We start from the raw sequence: 16,592 nt of genomic DNA on the forward strand, positions 1-16,592 counted from the left end.
GCTGGGCACGCCGACCACATCGCAGCCCGCAACATCGCCACACGCGGCATCGCGGGCTGGGCTGCCATCAACCAGCCACACGCTACCGACCTCCCTTCAACCAGACGGGACCGCGAGAGCAAACCACCAGCTTCAACCAGTGGTAGTTGATCTACCGATTCACCGCACCGGCCGGGACCCAGCAGCTCCTGGTCGAGGTCGACCTGTGGAACCAATACCTGGTCACGGCCGCCACCACCGCGCCCACCCGGGTGGAGCCCTTCCCGTATTTCCGGGACTACGCGGCGGCGATGCGCGCAATGGTGTTCTGGCTGCCGCCCTCGGGGGAGACGGGCAAGTTGCTCGACGAGATTCTCAGCAAGGTGAAGCCCACCATCCCTTACACGGGCTGGTTCTCCAATGGCGTGGCGGGTGAATGGGGCGGCGTGGACCGCGCCGCGCCACCGGCATGGACCTGGTCTACGCCTACAACTATCGCAACCCGGAGAACACCGGCTGGGTGGCGTTCGACGAGCGCATCGCCGGCTCGTACCGGAAGAACACCCCGGTGCGCGGCATCATCCAATCCTGGGAAAGCGGCGATCTGCAGACCCGACTGGCCGGCATTCCGCTGATCGGCAATTTCTCTCCCCAGGGAAAGGCCCAGGAGTATCGCGACACGCTGCTGAAGCACATCGAGGGCTGGGACGGGAAATCACCGCTGTTCATCGCGGGCGCGATCAACGCCTGGAACTGGACACCGGCCGACGTCGCCGAGCTCGGCGCCCTGCTCACGGACCCCTTTGAGATCGTCCGCGGCGACACGTTCTTCAAACTGCTGAACGACGACTTCGAGCGCCGTGGCACCCACTGATCCGATGCTCTGACCGTACGAAACGTCAGTTCACGGCCGGGTAGGTCCATAAGATCCCACCGTCTCCCCGCCGCTCATCTGGTTTTCCCGGGCCGGGCCGGCGGCGGGAGAGCGGCGACACTGCGGTCGCGGCCTCGTTGACCACCCGTTAGGATACGACTGTATCTATAAGGGAGATGAGGCCATCATGCGCATCCCTGACCGACCCTCCGCCTTCACTAGCGACTCTGCCCGCGACAAGTACTACGCCGCCTACGACCGAGTGCTCGGCGAGCTGTGGCCGGTGCCGGTGGACGCCATCGATGTGGAGACCCGCGCCGGCAGCGTGCGGATCCTCCGGGCCGGGCCCGCCACGGGAAACCCCATCGTCCTCGTGGCCGGCTCCGGCGGGAACGCACTGGCCTGGTACCGCTACATGGAACCGCTGGCACGCATGCGTCCGGTCCTCGCCGTCGACCCGCTCGGCGAGCCCGGCCGCTCGGTCCAGAGGCAGCCGCTCTCGACCGGTGCCGAGGCCGGTGGCTGGCTCACCGACGTCCTGGTCGCGGCCGGTGCTGAGCGCGCACATGTGGTGGGTTCCTCTTACGGCGGCTGGATCGCGGTGGAACAGCAGCTCGGCGGGGGCGGCCGGGTCGCGGCGCTGACCCTGGTGGACCCGGCCGGCTTCGCGCCGATGACCGGGCGGTTTCTCCGGTGGCTCATCGTCGGCGGTATGGCCGCCCTGCTTCCTCGTGCGCCGCGACATCGTGTCGCTGACGCAGTGGGCAACGGCACGCTACGCGAGGACGCGCTGATGAAGCTGGTGGCGGCCGGCCGGTCCTTCCGCCGGCGCCTGCCCATCCCGCCCGTCTACACCGACGAGCAGGTGCGCGAGCTGTCAGTGCCCATACAGGTGCTGCTGGGCGCCCGCAGCGCGATGCACGACGCGCAGGCGATGGCCGCGCGGCTGGCAGAGATCGCGCCGTCGTGGCGGGTGGAGATCGTGCCCGGCTCCGGACACGCGCTGCCCGTGGAAGCCCCGGACCTGGTCGTCGAGCGGATCCTTGCGTTTCCCGGCCAGGCACGGCTCGGCATCGCGACGTCGAAGCACAGCTAGGAAATCGACATGCCCAAACAGGTAGACCATGATGCGCGACGGCGCCAGTTGACCGAGGCGCTGCTGCGCATCGCCGGCACCCGTGGCTTGCAGGCGGTGTCGATGCGTGAGATCGCCGCCGAAGCCGGGGTCTCGCTGCGCGTCGTCCAGTACTACTTCACGAACAAGCAGGCCCTGCTCGACTCCGGCCTCGCCGAGTTGGGCGCCCGCATGGATCGCCGGGTCAAGCAGCGGGCCGCCGCTGCGGCGGGCGGGCTGTCCACGCGAGATGTTCTCGCCGCCGTCCTCGGCGTGATCATTCCCTCCGACGACCAGAGCCGCCTGGACTCGCTGGCTTGGACCGCCTACTACACCGCCGCCCTCACCGACCCGGCACTCGCCGCGGCCGGGCTTACCCTGCCCAACGCACTGGAGAACTTTCTCACCGTACGGATGACCGCCGCGCAGCAGGCAGGGGAGATCGACGCCGATCGTGACCCGCGTATCGAAGTCGCCGGCCTGCTGGCTCTCGTCAACGGCCTGACCTCCAGCGTCCTCAGCGGGCAGCGCAGCCGCGAGGCGGCCATCAAGATCATCGACTACTACTTGGACCGCCTGTTCGGGCCGGCGGCGGCTTGACCTAGCGGATCCCCCTTTTACGCGTACGCTGGGTGCCGCAGTTTCCGAAGCTCGTCGAACCGCCGAAGGCCTGGACGCTGGAAGCCGACGAATTCTCGTTGGCGCGTAGGTTGGTGACAAGCCCACTGAAGGCGACACAGACGTCCTTGGCCTGCGCTATCACCGGACCCGCGTAGTACTTGTAGGCGTCCTCTTCCTCGAACTTGTCGGCGTCGTTTCGGCCGGCGACCTTGACGAAGAGGGTCGCCCTGGTCAGGGTGGGCTGCCCCACGAAACTCGACTTGATGGTGACGACGCAGTTCTCCCCGGTACGCGCGTTGTAGAGCAGGTGGACATAGCCCCGGACGACGCGCTTCACGTCGGTCACCGTCCGGGTGCCGCCTGCCACCTTCCCGAAGCCGCTGCCGCACACCTGCTCGGGGGTGTACCCGCTCGCCGCGGTGGAGGCGGAGGCCGGTAACGCGCTGAGGGCGGTCGCGAGCAGGGCCGCTGCGGCGAATCGTGCCGTGAGCCTGCTCATCCGCTCGTTGTCGCTGAAGCTCATGCTCAGAACCTCCTTGGGTACGGTCGGCCGGAATCTTTGGCAAAAGGCCCGGTACTTCGGAGGTTGGCGGGTGCGGCGGTTGTCCGGAACCGGTTCGGCGTGAAATCGCTGGTGAAGTCCGGACAATGAGTTGTCCGCGGACAACCGTTCTGCTCAACTGATCATCAGAGAGGGAGGGGAGCGGGAGGGAGGCGACCGCGATGAGCGGCCGGGTGGGCAGGCCCCAGGGCAAGCCGAGAGGGAGCACGGAGCAGGCGAACGCGCTGGCGGAGTTCCTGCTGACGCTGACCAGCGGGATGACCGTCCGCGAGCTCGCCGGGCGCTACCACGTGGGCAAGACGCTCTGGGGCGAGTACCGCTCCGGCCAGAAGATCATCCCGCTGGAACTGCTGCGCCGGCTGATACAGGACCGCACACCGGACGAACGCACCCGCCAGGTACGCATGGAGACGGCCGCGCGGCTGCACCAGGCGGCCCTTGAGGGACCACTCCAGACGCCCGCTCCAGCGGCCTCGCCGTCGATCACCGGACCTTCGACAGCGCCAGAGCCCGCAAAGGCCCCGGAGCCCATAAAGGCCCCAGAGCACCCACCGGGCCTGGACTCTGCGCCGACAGCGGGACCGATACTGGCCGCAGGAGTGGTATCGGCCGGGAAAGCGGCATCGGCTGGGAGCCAGCGCGCACGCCCCCTGACGCGCAACCTGCTCAGCAGCGGTGGAGCCGGAATCGTGGTCCTCGCGGTGCTCCTGCTGCTACTCGGGTTAGGCCCGGCCAGCAGCATGGACAGCGCCGCGAGCGCGCCGGGCACCCCCGAAGTCGGCGATGCCCCGACGGTCGCGCCGCTCACGGGCACCAGCGTCTTCGCCATCGGACCAGATGGCCGTGGCGTCTTCCAATGGGACGGCGACGACGCGACCCGGTGGACCAGGATCGGCGCCGCCGCGAAGCAGCTCTGGTCCGGGCCCGCGGGCCTGTTCGCGACCGGGATGGACAACCTGCTCTACGCGTACGGAGGGCGTCCCGGTTTCTGGTTCCCCATCGGCGAACCGGGCGGCGACCTCGCGGTCAGCGGCACACACGTCTACCGGCTGGCCGCGGACCGTCAGGCCGTACACATCTGGGACGGACACGGCACGTCATGGACCCAGATAGGCGGCCCGGCGGCGCGGTTGTACGGCGGTGAGCCGGGCCTGTTCGCGACCGACCCGAACGACGGCCGGATCTTCACCTACCTGGGCCGCCCCGGCCAATGGGGTTTCGTCGGGACGGCGGGCGCCTCGTTCGCACTCACTGACCGGCACCTGTACGGCCTCACCCCGGAACGGACCACGGTCAACCGCCGGCTCGCGGGAGCGCGACCACTCTGGGTCTACGCGGCGGGCCCGGCCGACGACCTGTACGGAGGCGCCGCCGGCCTCTTCTCCACCGACCCGTCGCGCGAGCGGCTGCGCGTCCTCACGGAGCCGGGGACCGACGCCAAGAACCAGAACTGGCAGGACATCGGCCCAGCGGGCGCGGAGGTGCGGGTCGGCCGACAGGAGGTGTACGTCCTGAGCAAGGATCGCTCGCAGATCCTTCGCTGGTCCCGCGACACCTCCGCCTGGCGCCGCATCGGCGGACCCGCCCGAACTATGACGGTATGGGCAGCACAGGATGACCCGGGCGCGGGGCGAACCGGCAACCCGTAACGGTTTGTGGGATGCGCTGCTGTCAGAGCTCGCCACCGCCGTCACGCCGCGTGTATCGGCCGCTCCCCGTGCTCACCGGCGCCGTCCGCACGGGCCGGGAGAAGCACAGCGGTGACGATCACGGCCACGGACAGCACCGCGCCGATGATGAAGGCCAGCCGCATGCCGTCGAGGGTGGCGAGCACCTGCGTGACTCCCTCGGATCTCAGGCTTTCGGCTCGCGCGCTCATCACGGTGACCACGAGCGCGGTGCCGATGGCCGCGGAGACCTGCTGCAGCGTGCTCAGGATCGAGCTGGCGTGGGAGTAGAGCGGCGGGGGAACCGCGCCGAGCCCGATGGTGAACACCGGGGTGAAGGTCGCGGCCAGACCCACCATCAGCAGCGCGTGCAGACCGAGGAGCTGCCAGAACGGCATGGTCATCGTGATCTGGGTGAAGCCGGCGAGCGCGAGCGTGATGCCGATCGCGCCGGGGACGACCAGAACCCGGCCGCCGTACTTGTCGAACAGGCGGCCGACGATCGGACCGAGCAGCCCCATCGCGAGGCCGCCCGGCATCACGAGGAGTCCGGTCTGCAGGGGGGTGAGCAAGCGGATGTTCTGCAGGTACAGCGGCAGCAGGATCATCGAGCCGAGCATCGCCATGAAGGCCACGGACATCATGATCAGCGCGACCGTGTAGGTGCGGTGGCGCAGGGTACGCAGGTCCAGCAGCGGCGTGCCGCGCTTCTGCAACGACAGCTGGCGCACGACGAAGACGGCGATGGCGAGCAGGCCGGCCGCCACGATCGCGGCGGCGACGCCGACGTCACCACCTTCGAACCGACTGAGCCCAAAGACCAGCCCGCCGAAGCCGGCCGCCGCGGTCACGACGCTCAACCAGTCGATGGTGCTGAACTCGGTCTCTCCGACGTTCTTGAGCTGCTTCAGGCCACCCCAAGTGATCAAGGCGGCGATGGGCAGCACCACGGCGAACAGCAGCCGCCAGGACCCGAATTGCAGGATCACCCCCGAGACCGCCGGACCCATCGCCGGCGCGACGGAGATGGCCAGGGTGACATTGCCCATGACCCGGCCCCGCTCCTCCTCGGGCACCACCTGCATCAGCGTGGTCATCAGCAGCGGCATCATCACCGCGGTCCCCGACGCCTGGATGATGCGAGCGCCGAGCAGCACCTCGAACGACGGCGCGACGGCGGCCAACGCCGTGCCGGCCAGAAACAGGCCCATAGCGGTGGTGTACGCACTGCGCGTGGACACCCGCTGCAGGAACCATCCGGTGATGGGGATCACCGCGGCCATGGTCAGCATGAAAGCGGTCGAGAGCCACTGCGCGGTCTGCTCGGTGATGTGCAGCGCTTCGATCAACCGAGGGATCGCATTGATCATGATCGTCTCGTTGAGGATCACCACGAAGGTGGCGAGCACCAGCAGCCGGATCACGGCCGGGGTGCGACCCGAAACGGCGGTCGCGGATTTGGCGGGTGAGTCGAGCTCTGGGCTGAACACGGCACCTCTATCTGGGTTGTCGGACATGATGTGGTCATCGGGCTCACACGATGTTGTGGTCACGCAAAGACTGACCGGCACCACCGACAAAACTCATCGCCCCCGCCCCAGCATTCCGGTGAGTGATGCGAAATGTCACCCGGTTTTCACTGGCGGCCGATGACGATCTCCAACTGGTACGGAGGCCGCTACTAGGGGTCACTGGAATGGCAGGCGTACGGCGCACGATGACACATGACGGGGAGGCCGCTCGCCACGTCCAGCACCACGCGATCACCCAGCGGCTGGTCGAGGCTGATGACGTCGTGGCCGGACAGGCCAACCCCCGCGCACGGGCCGCCGCTTCCCCGATAGGGGACGTCGATCCCCAGGACCACTACATCCGGCTTCTCGCTGACTCGTGTGCGGACATCGAGCGGCTCTCCGCCGCAGGAGCCGTAGTCGTAGCTCACCCATACTGTGCGTTCGTCGAGCACCTTGAAGTCGGTGATCCCTTCACCTGACACGCGTTCCTCGACGGCGTCTTCGACGGTGCCGACCGCGTCCTGATCGACCGCGACGTAGTCGATCGGTCCAGGCAGGTTCGAGAAGTGCAGCCGCCATGCGGGCACGGTCGCCATGCCGCGTAGGGTCTCCAGCCGCATCGTCGTGTAGGTGGCGCTGGTCAGCTTGTACGCCTCTCCGTCGGGAAAGGTGTATTCCTCGGGCCAGTGGAACAGGGCCTGCAGCGCCTTTCGCGGCCCGATCACGGGGACACGCATGGTGGACCCATCGTCCCAGCGGACCTGCGCCTCGGCCGGGGGTGCGGGGAGCGGGCCGGCCACGACCCAGCCGAACTCCTCATCGTGCTCGATCTGCTTGTACACCTCTTGCGACATCGCGCTCAGGTCTCCAAGGGGGACGAACCCCTTGCGCCAGATCTCCGACGCTCCGCTGGTTCGCCACGTCCAGGCGGTCCATGCGGCATATTCGTCAAACGTGAGCGGTCTCATCCATAACTGGCCACTGCTGAGGAGCAGCACCACCGCCAGGAGCGTCATGACTAATCGCGGCATGTGGTGATCATGGCAGGATGCCCTCTGGCCGGTAGGTTGAACGACCATTACCCTGTGCGGTGATGAGCGTTGAAGGTGATCAACGCCGAAGTGGGCTCCGATGCCCGCCGCCTGTTCGAGCGCGAGTTCGCCATTCTGCGGCGCGTCTCCAGCTTCTGTACGGCGCAGGTCCTCGACGCCGATGTGACGGCCGACCCGCCGTACATCGTCAGCGAGTACGTCGCCGGTCAATCCCTCCACGCCTTCGTCGCCGAACACGGGCCTCTCACGGGAGCCGAGCTCCCGCTGTCCATCATGGATCTCGGCGTCGGCTCCCCAACCGAGCCGCGTCCTGCCGTGCGAAAACCAGCGAGATGGGCGCGGCGGACGATATTAGCGTCGAGCGCGATCGCCACGGCCCTCATCCTGGCGGGCGGCGCGCTCTGGTGGGCGAGAGGAAGCGTCGCCTACACGATCATCAACAGCTTCGACTACAAGACGCTCGACAAGGACCTCCGGGCAGTGGATGACGCGACCACCGGACGTGCGGGCGTGGAGTACACCGGCCACCTCCAGGACCAGGCGCGACAGATCCGCGACGAGAAGATGGTGCAGCGTGCGGTGGCATCCGAGAGCGGAATCGTCACCGCACAGGCTGATCAGGTCGTCGTACTGGTCTGGGGCCAGATCAACACGACCAAGGGTTCCACCTCCGACTACCATCTCGGCGGTGTGGTCATGGAGATGCGCAGCGTCGGAACGGTGTGGAAGCTGGACCACGTCTGGCCGCTGAGCCCGCAGCCGGATTCGGCCGAGATGACGACGGGGAGTGGCCGTCCGGCCGGACGACGGCGCTGCTGTCGGCCGCGTCGGGCAACGGTACGCGCGCCATCGCCTTGGAAGCGCTCACCGCGACGGGCGCGCGGGTGTTCAGCCTCGGCACGGACGGAAATGTGAGCAGGCTCAACCTGGTCCCCGACGGCAGTTCCTTCCGGGTCGAGAGCAGCCGGGAGCTTGGCGCGTCCTGAGCCGGCATGTTATGCCGAGGCTTTATCGGGGCTTCTGCACGTGGGTGGTGTCGGTGCCAAGGCGGGTGCCGTCGGCGCTGGTCGGCGCGATTTCCGGCACAGGGGCGCCGTGCTGGTCGACAAGGGTGGAGTGGGTCTCGCCGGGGGCGAAGGCGTGGCGTTCTCCCCACTGTCGCAGGGTGAGGATGACCGGGAAGAGGTCGCGGCCGACGTCGGTGAGCACGTATTCCTGGCGGCGCCCCGATGGCGCGGTGCGCTGGGCGAGGAGCCCGTGAGCGATGAGCTTGCGGAGGCGGTCGGTGAGGATATTGCGGGCGATGCCGGTCCGCCGCTGGAACTCGGTGAACGATCGCGCCCCGTCCATCGCGTCGCGGATGACGAGCAGGCTCCACTTGTCGCCGACGAGGTCGAGCGTGCGGGCGACGGGGCACTCGGGGTCGGTCCAGCCCGAGTTGGTGATGCTCGGCACGACACCTCCCGATCAGTTGCGGATTGAAACCATTATGCCGTACGGTCAAATTGGTTGCAATCTGCTACTGATCGGGTTTGGAGTGCGATGGACGTGTGGCGGCGGTTGCTGCTCGCGGTGGTGTGTGGTGTCGCGGTGGCGAGCATCTATGCCGCACAGCCGGTTCTGGAGCCGATGGGACGCGATCTCGGTCTGTCGGCGGAACTCACCGGGTGGATCGTGGCGATCGGCCAGTTCGGCTATCTGGCCGGGCTGTTGCTGCTGGTACCGCTTGGTGATGTGGTCGACAGGCGCCGACTCATCGCCGCGCACCTGGCGCTCACCGCAGTGGGCATGATCCTGACGGCCTCGGCGTCAGCCGCATGGGTGGCGTTCGTGGGGCTCGCGATGGCGGGGGTGTTCGCGGTCGTGGTGCAGACCACGGTGGCCTACGCCGCGTCGGTCTCGCCGCCCGCCGAACGCGGACGGAACATTGGCGTCGTGACCTCGGGCGTTGTGGTCGGCATCCTGGGCGCGCGGGTCGTCACCGGCACGCTCGCCGAGGTGTGGGGCTGGCGGAGTGTCTATGCCGTACTCGCGGTGCTGTCACTCGGGCTGGCGGCCGTCGTCCTCGTCGTACTGTCAGAGGAGCGCCCCAACCGACCTGCGGGGTACGGGCGGGCCGTCGTCTCACTCGGCGGACTGTTCGGGCAGCGCGTCTTCCTGACGCGCGGGCTCATCGCGTTCTTCTTGTTCGCATCCTTCGGAACCCTGTGGAGCGGACTGTCCCTGCCGCTGGCGGACACGCCGTGGCAACTGAGCGAGAGCCAGATCGGGCTGTTCGGCATCGCCGGACTCGCCGGCGCACTCGGTGCGGCACGCGCGGGACGGTGGGCGGACGCGGGACGGGCGACCCCGGTCACCGGTCTCGCGCTCACCCTGCTCATCCTGTCGTGGGCAGCGATCGCGCGGCTGCCGTGGTCGCTGTGGCTCCTCATCGTCGGAATCGTGGTTCTCGACTTCGCGGTCCAGGCCGTGCACGTGAGCAACCAGCACCTGCTCGCCGCCGCGCATCCGGAGCGCACCAGCAGCGTCATCGGCGGCTACATGGTCTTCTACTCGCTCGGCTCCGCCCTCGGCGCGGCCGCGACCACCGCCATTTTCACCGCTCACGGCTGGGCGGGCACCACTCTCCTCGGTGCCGGATTCGCGGCCTGCGCGCTGGCCGTCTGGGCAACCGCCAGGCGACTGCCCCTCGATAGTGTTGCCAGACCCGGCATCCTGTGCGCTGATCAGGGGTGATAGGTGAAGCCCGCGAGCCCTGCCGCGCCCGCCACGCACACCCCCGAACCGTCGGGGAACCACGCGACACCGTGCAGCTCGCCGTCCAACACGATCCCGCTCTCACACCTGCGCAGGCCGAAGTGCCACACGCGCAGGCATCCGTTGGCCGCGGTCGTGGCCAGGCGGGTGCCGTCCGGGGAGAAGGCCACCCCGGTCAGCTCGTCGTCGTGCCCGAACCGCGCCACCCGCTCGCCCTCCATGACGTCGAACAGCTCGACAACGCCGCCCATCGTGCCCGCCGCCACATACCGGCCGTCCGGTGTGACCGCCAGCGCTTGGACGTGCTTGTCCGCCTCCATGCCGGGGCCGAGCGCGCGGCCGTCCCGCGTCCACCGTCGTACCTCCCGGCCCGCCGCGACAGCCACCCAGGAGGAGTCCGGGCCGATGGCGACCGCGCGGACGTCGTCGTCGTACGGTCCCAGGACCACCGACCCCTCGCTATCCCGGGTCAGGATGTGGACCTCGTCGTCGGCGGCGATGGCCATCCAAGCGAGGTCCGGCGCGATCGCCGCCGACGGCAGATTGGCCGTGGGCCTGTCGGAGGGCACGTTCTCGGTCCTGCGTACGCGGCCGTCCGCGTCCAGCATCAGGATGAGCCCGCCCCCGTCGCCCGTGAGCAGGAACGTCCCGTCGGGGGAGACCGCCACGCTCTCCGCCCACGCCCGGGGCCCCTTCCCGCGCGGGCTCCCGTCGGCATTCCACAAGCGGACGCCGTCCGGCCCGGCCGTGGCGAGGTAGGAGCCGTCAGGTACCACCGCGACGGCATACGCGATGTGCCGGCCGCCGCCGGGCTCGGCCGGAGCCTCCCGCAACGCCAGGTCCACGTCCCAGATCCGCACCGTTTTGTCGAGACCCACCGAGGCCAGCCGGTCGCTGTCGGGCGTGACCACCAAACCGTTGATTACGGCGGTGTGGCCGTGCAGGCGGGCGCGTACCGCTCCGCCCAGGTCCACGACCACCACGTTGTCGTCGTAGTCGGCGACCGCGAGCCAGTCGCCGCCCGGTGCGACGGCAAGGGCGTTGTCGATGCAGGATACGTCGAGCAGGGCGCGCCGGCTGCCGTCGGCGTTCACCAGCAGGACGCCGTCCTCGACGCCCAGCAGCGCCAGCCACTCTCCCGAGGGCGCGATCACCAACGCTCCGGCGTCGTCGTCCTCGAGGATGGTCGCCCGGTGCGTTCCGTCGGCGTTCCACAAGCGGGCGCCGCCCGGCCCGGTGGTGGCCAGCCATGTCCCGTCAGGGGAGATGGCGATGCGCTCGTAGTCGTCGCCCTCCTCGACGCGGGCGCGCAGCGTCCCGTCGGCTCCCCAGAACCACAGGAACCCGTCCCCGGCCGCAGCCAGCCACGTCCCGTCCGGCGCGATCGCCACCGCCTCGACGCCGCCGGGATGACCGGTGAGGACCGCACGCGGCGTCCCGTCCGCCTCCCACAGGCGGACGGTCTCGTCCCAGCTCGCGGTGGCCAGCCAGGAGCCGTCACGAGCCGAGGTCACCGACGTGACCATGGCCTCGTGGCCGAGCAGGCTGCCTGGCCGTACGCCGTCCAAGCCCCAGCGCGGCACCCGGGCATCACCCGAGGCCGCCAGCCAGGCTCCGTCCCCGCTGATCGCGAGGTCGGGTAGCCCCACAAAGTCATGGCGGAACGTGCGTAGCAGCGCCGGATGCGGCAGGCCCGGCGGCGTCCAGCGGGACTCCAGCCAAGGCCTGCCGACAGCGTGCAGCAACCTGCGGAACTCTGCGGGCCGGCCCGGGATCGCGTGCAGGCGGGCGGCGAGCGTGGCCAGGACGCCCACGCCGATGCCGTGACGCGCCGACTCCAGCACGTGGGCCGAGCCACCCAGGACACGGCCGAACGCCTCGGCCGGTCCGGCGCCTGCCTTGGCCAGTTCCGCCATCGCCGCCTCGACGCCGGACTGTTGGATGCGGGTGGCCAGCCAGAACCCATCACAGACCATATCCCGCAACTCTTCCATGTCTCCGGCGTCGGCATACAGGGTGGCGATGCGCCGCAGCAGCCACTCGAAGGTGCCGGGCAGGTCGACCCAACCCTCCGGGTCCTGCTCCATGTCGGCGTCGATCAGCGCCCGGCGCGCCCGGGCCAGGCCCTCCGGGCCGAGCAACTCGCGGACACGGGCGCCCGCCTCGCGCACGAGCACCAGATTCGCATCATCGGTACGCCGCCTGAGCAGGGACAGCCCCTCCAGCCTGGCGATCAGCGCGTCGAGCCTGCCGCCTGCCATGCCGCCGTCCGCGTTCCACATCATCGCGGCCACACCCATGGGAACGGTCTCGTCCGCGCCGAACAGGCCGAGCTCCAGGAACCGCTCGGCGGCGGACGGATCGACCGTGCGCAACCAGCCGACGGAGTGATCCACGAGGGCGCCGATCAGCGCCGCACGCGAAGCGGGGTCGGCAAGATCGACCCGTTCCGCGATCCGCCCCGCGATCCGCGCCGCCACCGCGCCGGCCGGGTCTCCCGTGACGACCTGATCGGCGATGGCCCCGTGGATCATGTCCAGGGCGAGCGGCCAGCCACCGGTCAGCTCCGCCAGCCGGGCGGCCGCCGCCTCCTCCAATTCGGGCAGATCGCGACGCAGCAGCTCGACAGCCTGCGCCGACGTCATCGGCCCGACGGGCACCGTGACGGCGAACTCCGGCAGGTCATCGGCGACGGCGGTGGTGACCAGCCACGTCCACCCCGGTACCCAGGAGACCAGCGGCACGACCAGGCCCGCGTTCGGCAAGCCGTCGATCACCACCAGCCGAGCCCCGGGCTTGAAGATCACTTCACCCAGGACCTCCGACACCGCGTCCTCGTCGTGGATGTCCGGAATGTCGTCAAACCGGGACAGGAGCTGATCCTCCTCGCCATACAGGCGGCCCAGAACGTCGATCATCTCGGAAGCCCACTGCTCCGGGTCCCCGCCGCCGGCGTTGAGCCAGCCGATGCCCTCGGTGAAATGTTCGGCCACTTCGGGGCGGCGCAACGCGGCCGCGACGACGGCGGTGACGCCCATCCCCTCCACGCCGCCCACCTCCGGGACCACCGCCACCAGGCCGCCGTCCCCGGAGGTCAGCGCCGCCACGACCCGATCCACCTCCGCCGAACGCTCGACCCACCCGTTCGTACCGGGAATCGCCCCTGCCCGCGCCATCCGCGCCCCCTTCGTCGCCTAGAGGATCAACGACACAGAGCGCCGAAACGTTCGCCCCGCGTACGCGGCGCCTGCGGCCCGACACGGAGACCGGCCGAGCTCACGATCACGTACAGGCCGCACCTGCCCGCCCTGGCCACCTCTCCGATGGCGTCGTACCGCTTGCTGATCTTCTTCCCTTTGATCAACGGGCCCATGGCCGCGACCATCCGGGGATCGTCACAGCTCTTCGGCAGAGCGAACGGCCGCGCCAGTGCGGTCGTCGCCGTCAATGTGGGCGGTGCGCTTGATGTGACCGGTGAAGTCGGTGCGGAGGACCTTGAGGGAGCGGCGGGGCTGCCACCACTGCACCCTGTGAGCAAGCTGCCGAGGGGTGTCTCCCCTAATAAGACCCTGGAAATCATGGACATGCGCCAAGTACCCAAGATCGCCGGGTGGCCAACCAGGACCGTTTCTCAGGGAGTTCTAAGGCGGGCTTTATAGCACTTTCGACTGAGTTTTATGAATATGGGGTGATGGAGCGCGGGCCGCAGGAGGCTGATGCGGCCGAGGCTCAGGGAGCCATGGCCGGGAGGGCTCGGCGGTTCGTCGTCTGGGGCGGCGCGCTCGTCGTCGTGGCGCTGCTCGCGTACTGGCTGGGAAGCAGCGGTGGGAACGGCGAAGGCGCCGCGCCCAGGCCGAGCCCGACGCCGACGCCCAGTGCGACTCTCACGGCATCCGAGGTTTTCAAGAGGGTCGGGCCGTCGGTGGCGGTCATCGAAACCGGGAAGTCACTCGGAACCGGGGTGATCGCGGCCGAGGACGGGACGATTCTGACGGCGTACCACGTCGTCAAAGGCAGTAATAAGGACAACGTCACCGTGACGTTCGCCGACGGCACCAAGACGAAGGCCACTATCGCGTCGGCGAACCCCAAGCGTGACGTCGCGACCCTCAAACCCGCGAAACTGCCGGAGATCGTCGTCCCCGCGACGCTCGGCGGCGCCGTGGCCGTGGGCGCGCCCGTCACGGCGATCGGCAATCCGCTGGGCCTGACCTACAGCGTCTCCACCGGCGTGGTGTCGGGCCTGAACCGGAGCGCCGAAAAAGGCGACCTGAGCGGGCTCATCCAGTTCGACGCCTCCGTCAACCCGGGCAGCTCCGGCGGTCCCCTCCTGAACGCTCGCGGCCTCGTCATCGGGATTGTCGTCTCGATGGCCGACCCGGGAGGCGACGAGGCGTTCGCCGGAATCGCGTTCGCGGTGCCGATCGGTGTGGCCCTGGGTACCGAAGGCGACGGCCCGTCAGGCCCGCAGATCTAGAAGGAAGACAATGACCTCGACCAAGTCCCCCGAGTCGGCCCATCCGCTCGAACAGGTGTTGTTCGAGGTCAAACGTACGATCGTCGGGCAGGACGTCCTGCTGGAGCGCATGGCCGTCGCGCTGATCGCCGACGGTCACCTGCTCGTCGAGGGCGTGCCGGGCCTGGCCAAGACGCTCGCGGTGCGTTCGCTGGCCGCCGCGATCGCCGGGAGTTTCCAGCGCGTCCAGTTCACCCCCGACCTGGTGCCCGCCGACCTCGTGGGTACGCGGGTCTACCACCAGCACTCCGGCGAGTTCCGTACCGAACTCGGCCCGGTGTTCGCCAACCTGCTGCTGGCCGACGAGATCAACCGCGCCCCCGCCAAGGTGCAGAGCGCCCTGCTGGAAGTGATGCAGGAACATCAGGTGACGATCGGCCGTGAGACGTTCCAGGTGCCGGAGCCGTTCCTGGTCATGGCGACGGAGAACCCGATCGAGTCGGAAGGCACCTACCCGCTGCCCGAAGCGCAGGTCGACCGCTTCATGATGAAGGTGGTCGTCGACTATCCGACGCAGGCCGAAGAGCAGGCGATCGTCGCGCGGGCGCTGCGTCCGCCGGAGCCGCCACAGCCGATGGTGACGGCCGAGGACCTGGTCGCGATGCGGGCCCGCGCTCAGGAGGTGTACGTCGATCCGGCGATCGTCGATTACGCGGTACGGCTGGTCGCCGTGACGCGTTCCCCTGCCATGGCCGGGCTGGGCGAGCTGGAACGGTACGTCACCTACGGGGCGAGCCCACGGGCGTCCATCGCGCTCGTCACGGGCGCCCGGGCGCTGGCGTTCCTGCGCGGTCGCGAGTACGTCCTGCCGCACGACCTGTCCGAACTCGCGCTCGACGTGCTGCGTCACCGCCTAGTGCTGTCGTACGAGGCCCTCGCGGACGATGTCGACGCCGACACGATCATCACCAGGGTGCTCGGCGCCGTCCGAGCGCCCGACGTCGTCCTGCAGAAGCGCTGAACCATGGCCACCGCCCCCGAGAAGCTCCTGCTCCGCCTGGAGTGGAAGGTCGTCCGCCGACTCGACGGCCGGCTCCAGGGCGCTCATCGCACGGTGCACCGCGGCTCCGGGATCGACTTCACCGGGTTACGCGCGTACGGCGACGGCGACGACGCCCGGCACATCGACTGGAATGTCACTGCACGGCTGGACGAGCCGCACCTGCGCGTGTTCACCGAGGACCGCGAGCTGACGGTGTGGCTCGTGCTCGACCGGTCGGCGTCGATGGCGGCCGGTCAGCCGGGGCGTGGCAAGCACGACGTGCTCGCCGAGCTCGCGCTCGTTCTGGCTCGGCTGTTCGGCCGGGGTGGTAACCGCGTCGGCGCCCTGCTGTTCGACACCGGGATGCTGCGTGTCGTGCCGCCCGGCACCTCCCGGCGGCACGCGCTGCGGATCGGCGCCGAGCTGGAACGCACCGCCGAACGTACCGCTGGATCGAGCGGCGGCAAGCTGGAACGAACCGCTGGGGTGCGCGGTGGCAAGCTGAAACGCACCTCCAAGGCGCGTCCCGGCGTCACCACCGACCTGGCGGAGATGCTCGATGCGGCCGGACGGCTCGCGCGCCGCCGCGCCCTCATCGTCGTCCTGTCGGACTTCATCGGCGACGGTGACTGGGAACGCTCGCTCCAGCGCCTGGCCCGGCGGCACGAGGTGGTCGCGCTGCGGATCGTGGACACGGCCGACGACGTACTGCCCGAGGCCGGACTGATCGTGGTCGAGGACGCCGAGACCGGCGAGCAGCTCGTCGTCGACTCCGCCGACCCGCTGTTGCGGGTACGCTTCCGCGCCGCCGTCGACGCCCGCGACGCCCGGCTCGCGGCGGGCATGCGCCGGGCCGGGGTGCCCGTCCACCGCATCGACACCGACCGCGATCTGGCCGAGGCGCTCGTCGAGGTCGTCGTCCGAACCCGGGACCGGTCGCCATGACCGAGCCCA

General features: G+C 69.3%; 15 protein-coding genes and 1 pseudogene. 10 read left to right on the top strand and 6 right to left on the bottom strand.

The features are described from left to right. Positions 1-251: 251 nt before the first annotated feature. The 4 genes and pseudogenes from AB0L53_RS41960 to AB0L53_RS41975 all read left to right on the top strand — a co-directional run. A pseudogene (locus AB0L53_RS41960) lies at positions 252-425 on the top strand (hypothetical protein); the annotation flags it as partial. 23 nt (positions 426-448) lie between these two features. Beyond that, entirely contained in the window at positions 449-853 is a 405-nt protein-coding gene (locus AB0L53_RS41965) for a hypothetical protein (protein WP_364006880.1), read from the top strand. Positions 854-1,040: 187 nt separating this feature from the next. After that, positions 1,041-1,949, top strand: coding sequence for an alpha/beta fold hydrolase (locus tag AB0L53_RS41970; protein WP_364006882.1), 909 nt, complete (start codon positions 1,041-1,043; stop codon positions 1,947-1,949). Between the two features lie 9 nt (positions 1,950-1,958). Next, positions 1,959-2,567 (top strand): TetR/AcrR family transcriptional regulator, encoded by a 609-nt coding sequence (locus AB0L53_RS41975; protein WP_364006885.1) that lies wholly within the window; start codon positions 1,959-1,961, stop codon positions 2,565-2,567. A 1-nt stretch (position 2,568) separates the two neighbouring features. Here AB0L53_RS41975 and AB0L53_RS41980 read toward each other — a convergent pair whose 3' ends face one another. Further along, positions 2,569-3,111: a hypothetical protein gene (locus AB0L53_RS41980; protein WP_364006888.1), complete on the bottom strand. Its 543-nt coding sequence runs from the start codon at positions 3,109-3,111 to the stop codon at positions 2,569-2,571. Between the two features lie 200 nt (positions 3,112-3,311). On the opposite strand from AB0L53_RS41980, the gene AB0L53_RS41985 reads away from it, so the two are divergent. Next, a complete protein-coding gene (locus tag AB0L53_RS41985; protein ID WP_364006891.1) occupies positions 3,312-4,799 on the top strand; it encodes a hypothetical protein in 1,488 nt (495 codons plus the stop codon). Between the two features lie 41 nt (positions 4,800-4,840). Here AB0L53_RS41985 and AB0L53_RS41990 read toward each other — a convergent pair whose 3' ends face one another. Continuing rightward, a complete protein-coding gene (locus tag AB0L53_RS41990) occupies positions 4,841-6,307 on the bottom strand; it encodes an MDR family MFS transporter (RefSeq protein ID WP_364006894.1) in 1,467 nt (488 codons plus the stop codon). Positions 6,308-6,498: 191 nt separating this feature from the next. Then, positions 6,499-7,362: a hypothetical protein gene (locus AB0L53_RS41995; RefSeq protein ID WP_364006897.1), complete on the bottom strand. Its 864-nt coding sequence runs from the start codon at positions 7,360-7,362 to the stop codon at positions 6,499-6,501. Between the two features lie 75 nt (positions 7,363-7,437). Here AB0L53_RS41995 and AB0L53_RS42000 point away from each other — a divergent pair, with 75 nt between their 5' ends. After that, positions 7,438-8,298 (top strand): hypothetical protein, encoded by an 861-nt coding sequence (locus AB0L53_RS42000; protein WP_364006900.1) that lies wholly within the window; start codon positions 7,438-7,440, stop codon positions 8,296-8,298. A gap of 93 nt (positions 8,299-8,391) precedes the next feature. On the opposite strand, the gene AB0L53_RS42005 is transcribed toward AB0L53_RS42000, so the two are convergent. After that, positions 8,392-8,838 carry a helix-turn-helix domain-containing protein gene (locus tag AB0L53_RS42005; RefSeq protein WP_364006903.1) on the bottom strand — a complete coding sequence of 149 codons (447 nt, stop codon included), beginning with the start codon at positions 8,836-8,838 and terminating at the stop codon, positions 8,392-8,394. A gap of 87 nt (positions 8,839-8,925) precedes the next feature. Here AB0L53_RS42005 and AB0L53_RS42010 point away from each other — a divergent pair, with 87 nt between their 5' ends. After that, entirely contained in the window at positions 8,926-10,119 is a 1,194-nt protein-coding gene (locus AB0L53_RS42010; protein WP_364006906.1) for an MFS transporter, read from the top strand. Here the strand turns inward: AB0L53_RS42010 and AB0L53_RS42015 are convergent. Both AB0L53_RS42015 and AB0L53_RS42020 read right to left on the bottom strand, forming a co-directional pair. Then, on the bottom strand, positions 10,110-13,316 hold the full coding sequence (locus AB0L53_RS42015; protein WP_364006909.1) for a hypothetical protein: 3,207 nt from the start codon (positions 13,314-13,316) through the stop codon (positions 10,110-10,112). The genes AB0L53_RS42010 and AB0L53_RS42015 overlap by 10 nt on opposite strands. 26 nt (positions 13,317-13,342) lie before the next feature. Next, positions 13,343-13,525, bottom strand: coding sequence for a hypothetical protein (locus tag AB0L53_RS42020; protein ID WP_364006912.1), 183 nt, complete (start codon positions 13,523-13,525; stop codon positions 13,343-13,345). Positions 13,526-13,750: 225 nt separating this feature from the next. Between AB0L53_RS42020 and AB0L53_RS42025 the strand changes: the two genes are divergently transcribed. Genes AB0L53_RS42025 through AB0L53_RS42035 form a run of 3 tightly spaced genes read left to right on the top strand, consistent with a single transcriptional unit; the run spans position 13,751 to position 16,583 of the window. Next, a complete protein-coding gene (locus AB0L53_RS42025; RefSeq protein ID WP_364006915.1) occupies positions 13,751-14,617 on the top strand; it encodes a trypsin-like peptidase domain-containing protein in 867 nt (288 codons plus the stop codon). A 10-nt stretch (positions 14,618-14,627) separates the two neighbouring features. Continuing rightward, positions 14,628-15,617 carry a MoxR family ATPase gene (locus tag AB0L53_RS42030; protein WP_364006918.1) on the top strand — a complete coding sequence of 330 codons (990 nt, stop codon included), beginning with the start codon at positions 14,628-14,630 and terminating at the stop codon, positions 15,615-15,617. A 3-nt stretch (positions 15,618-15,620) separates the two neighbouring features. Continuing rightward, positions 15,621-16,583 carry a DUF58 domain-containing protein gene (locus tag AB0L53_RS42035; RefSeq protein WP_364006920.1) on the top strand — a complete coding sequence of 321 codons (963 nt, stop codon included), beginning with the start codon at positions 15,621-15,623 and terminating at the stop codon, positions 16,581-16,583. Positions 16,584-16,592 lie beyond the last annotated feature (9 nt).

Origin of the sequence: Nonomuraea sp. NPDC052129, from assembly GCF_040680095.1 — a bacterium.
Taxonomy (GTDB): Bacteria; Actinomycetota; Actinomycetes; order Streptosporangiales; family Streptosporangiaceae; genus Nonomuraea.

Excerpts from the sequence above, each read along its gene's own strand:
- AB0L53_RS41975 (WP_364006885.1), top strand. The coding sequence starts at position 1,959 with ATGCCCAAACAGGTAGACCATGATGCGCGACGGCGCCAGTTGACCGAG.
- AB0L53_RS42015 (WP_364006909.1), bottom strand. The coding sequence starts at position 13,316 with ATGGCGCGGGCAGGGGCGATTCCCGGTACGAACGGGTGGGTCGAGCGT.
- AB0L53_RS41980 (WP_364006888.1), bottom strand. The coding sequence starts at position 3,111 with ATGAGCTTCAGCGACAACGAGCGGATGAGCAGGCTCACGGCACGATTC.
- AB0L53_RS42030 (WP_364006918.1), top strand. The coding sequence starts at position 14,628 with ATGACCTCGACCAAGTCCCCCGAGTCGGCCCATCCGCTCGAACAGGTG.
- AB0L53_RS41985 (WP_364006891.1), top strand. The coding sequence starts at position 3,312 with ATGAGCGGCCGGGTGGGCAGGCCCCAGGGCAAGCCGAGAGGGAGCACG.
- AB0L53_RS41965 (WP_364006880.1), top strand. The coding sequence starts at position 449 with ATGGACCTGGTCTACGCCTACAACTATCGCAACCCGGAGAACACCGGC.
- AB0L53_RS41995 (WP_364006897.1), bottom strand. The coding sequence starts at position 7,362 with ATGCCGCGATTAGTCATGACGCTCCTGGCGGTGGTGCTGCTCCTCAGC.
- AB0L53_RS42035 (WP_364006920.1), top strand. The coding sequence starts at position 15,621 with ATGGCCACCGCCCCCGAGAAGCTCCTGCTCCGCCTGGAGTGGAAGGTC.
- AB0L53_RS41970 (WP_364006882.1), top strand. The coding sequence starts at position 1,041 with ATGCGCATCCCTGACCGACCCTCCGCCTTCACTAGCGACTCTGCCCGC.
- AB0L53_RS42010 (WP_364006906.1), top strand. The coding sequence starts at position 8,926 with ATGGACGTGTGGCGGCGGTTGCTGCTCGCGGTGGTGTGTGGTGTCGCG.
- AB0L53_RS42020 (WP_364006912.1), bottom strand. The coding sequence starts at position 13,525 with ATGGTCGCGGCCATGGGCCCGTTGATCAAAGGGAAGAAGATCAGCAAG.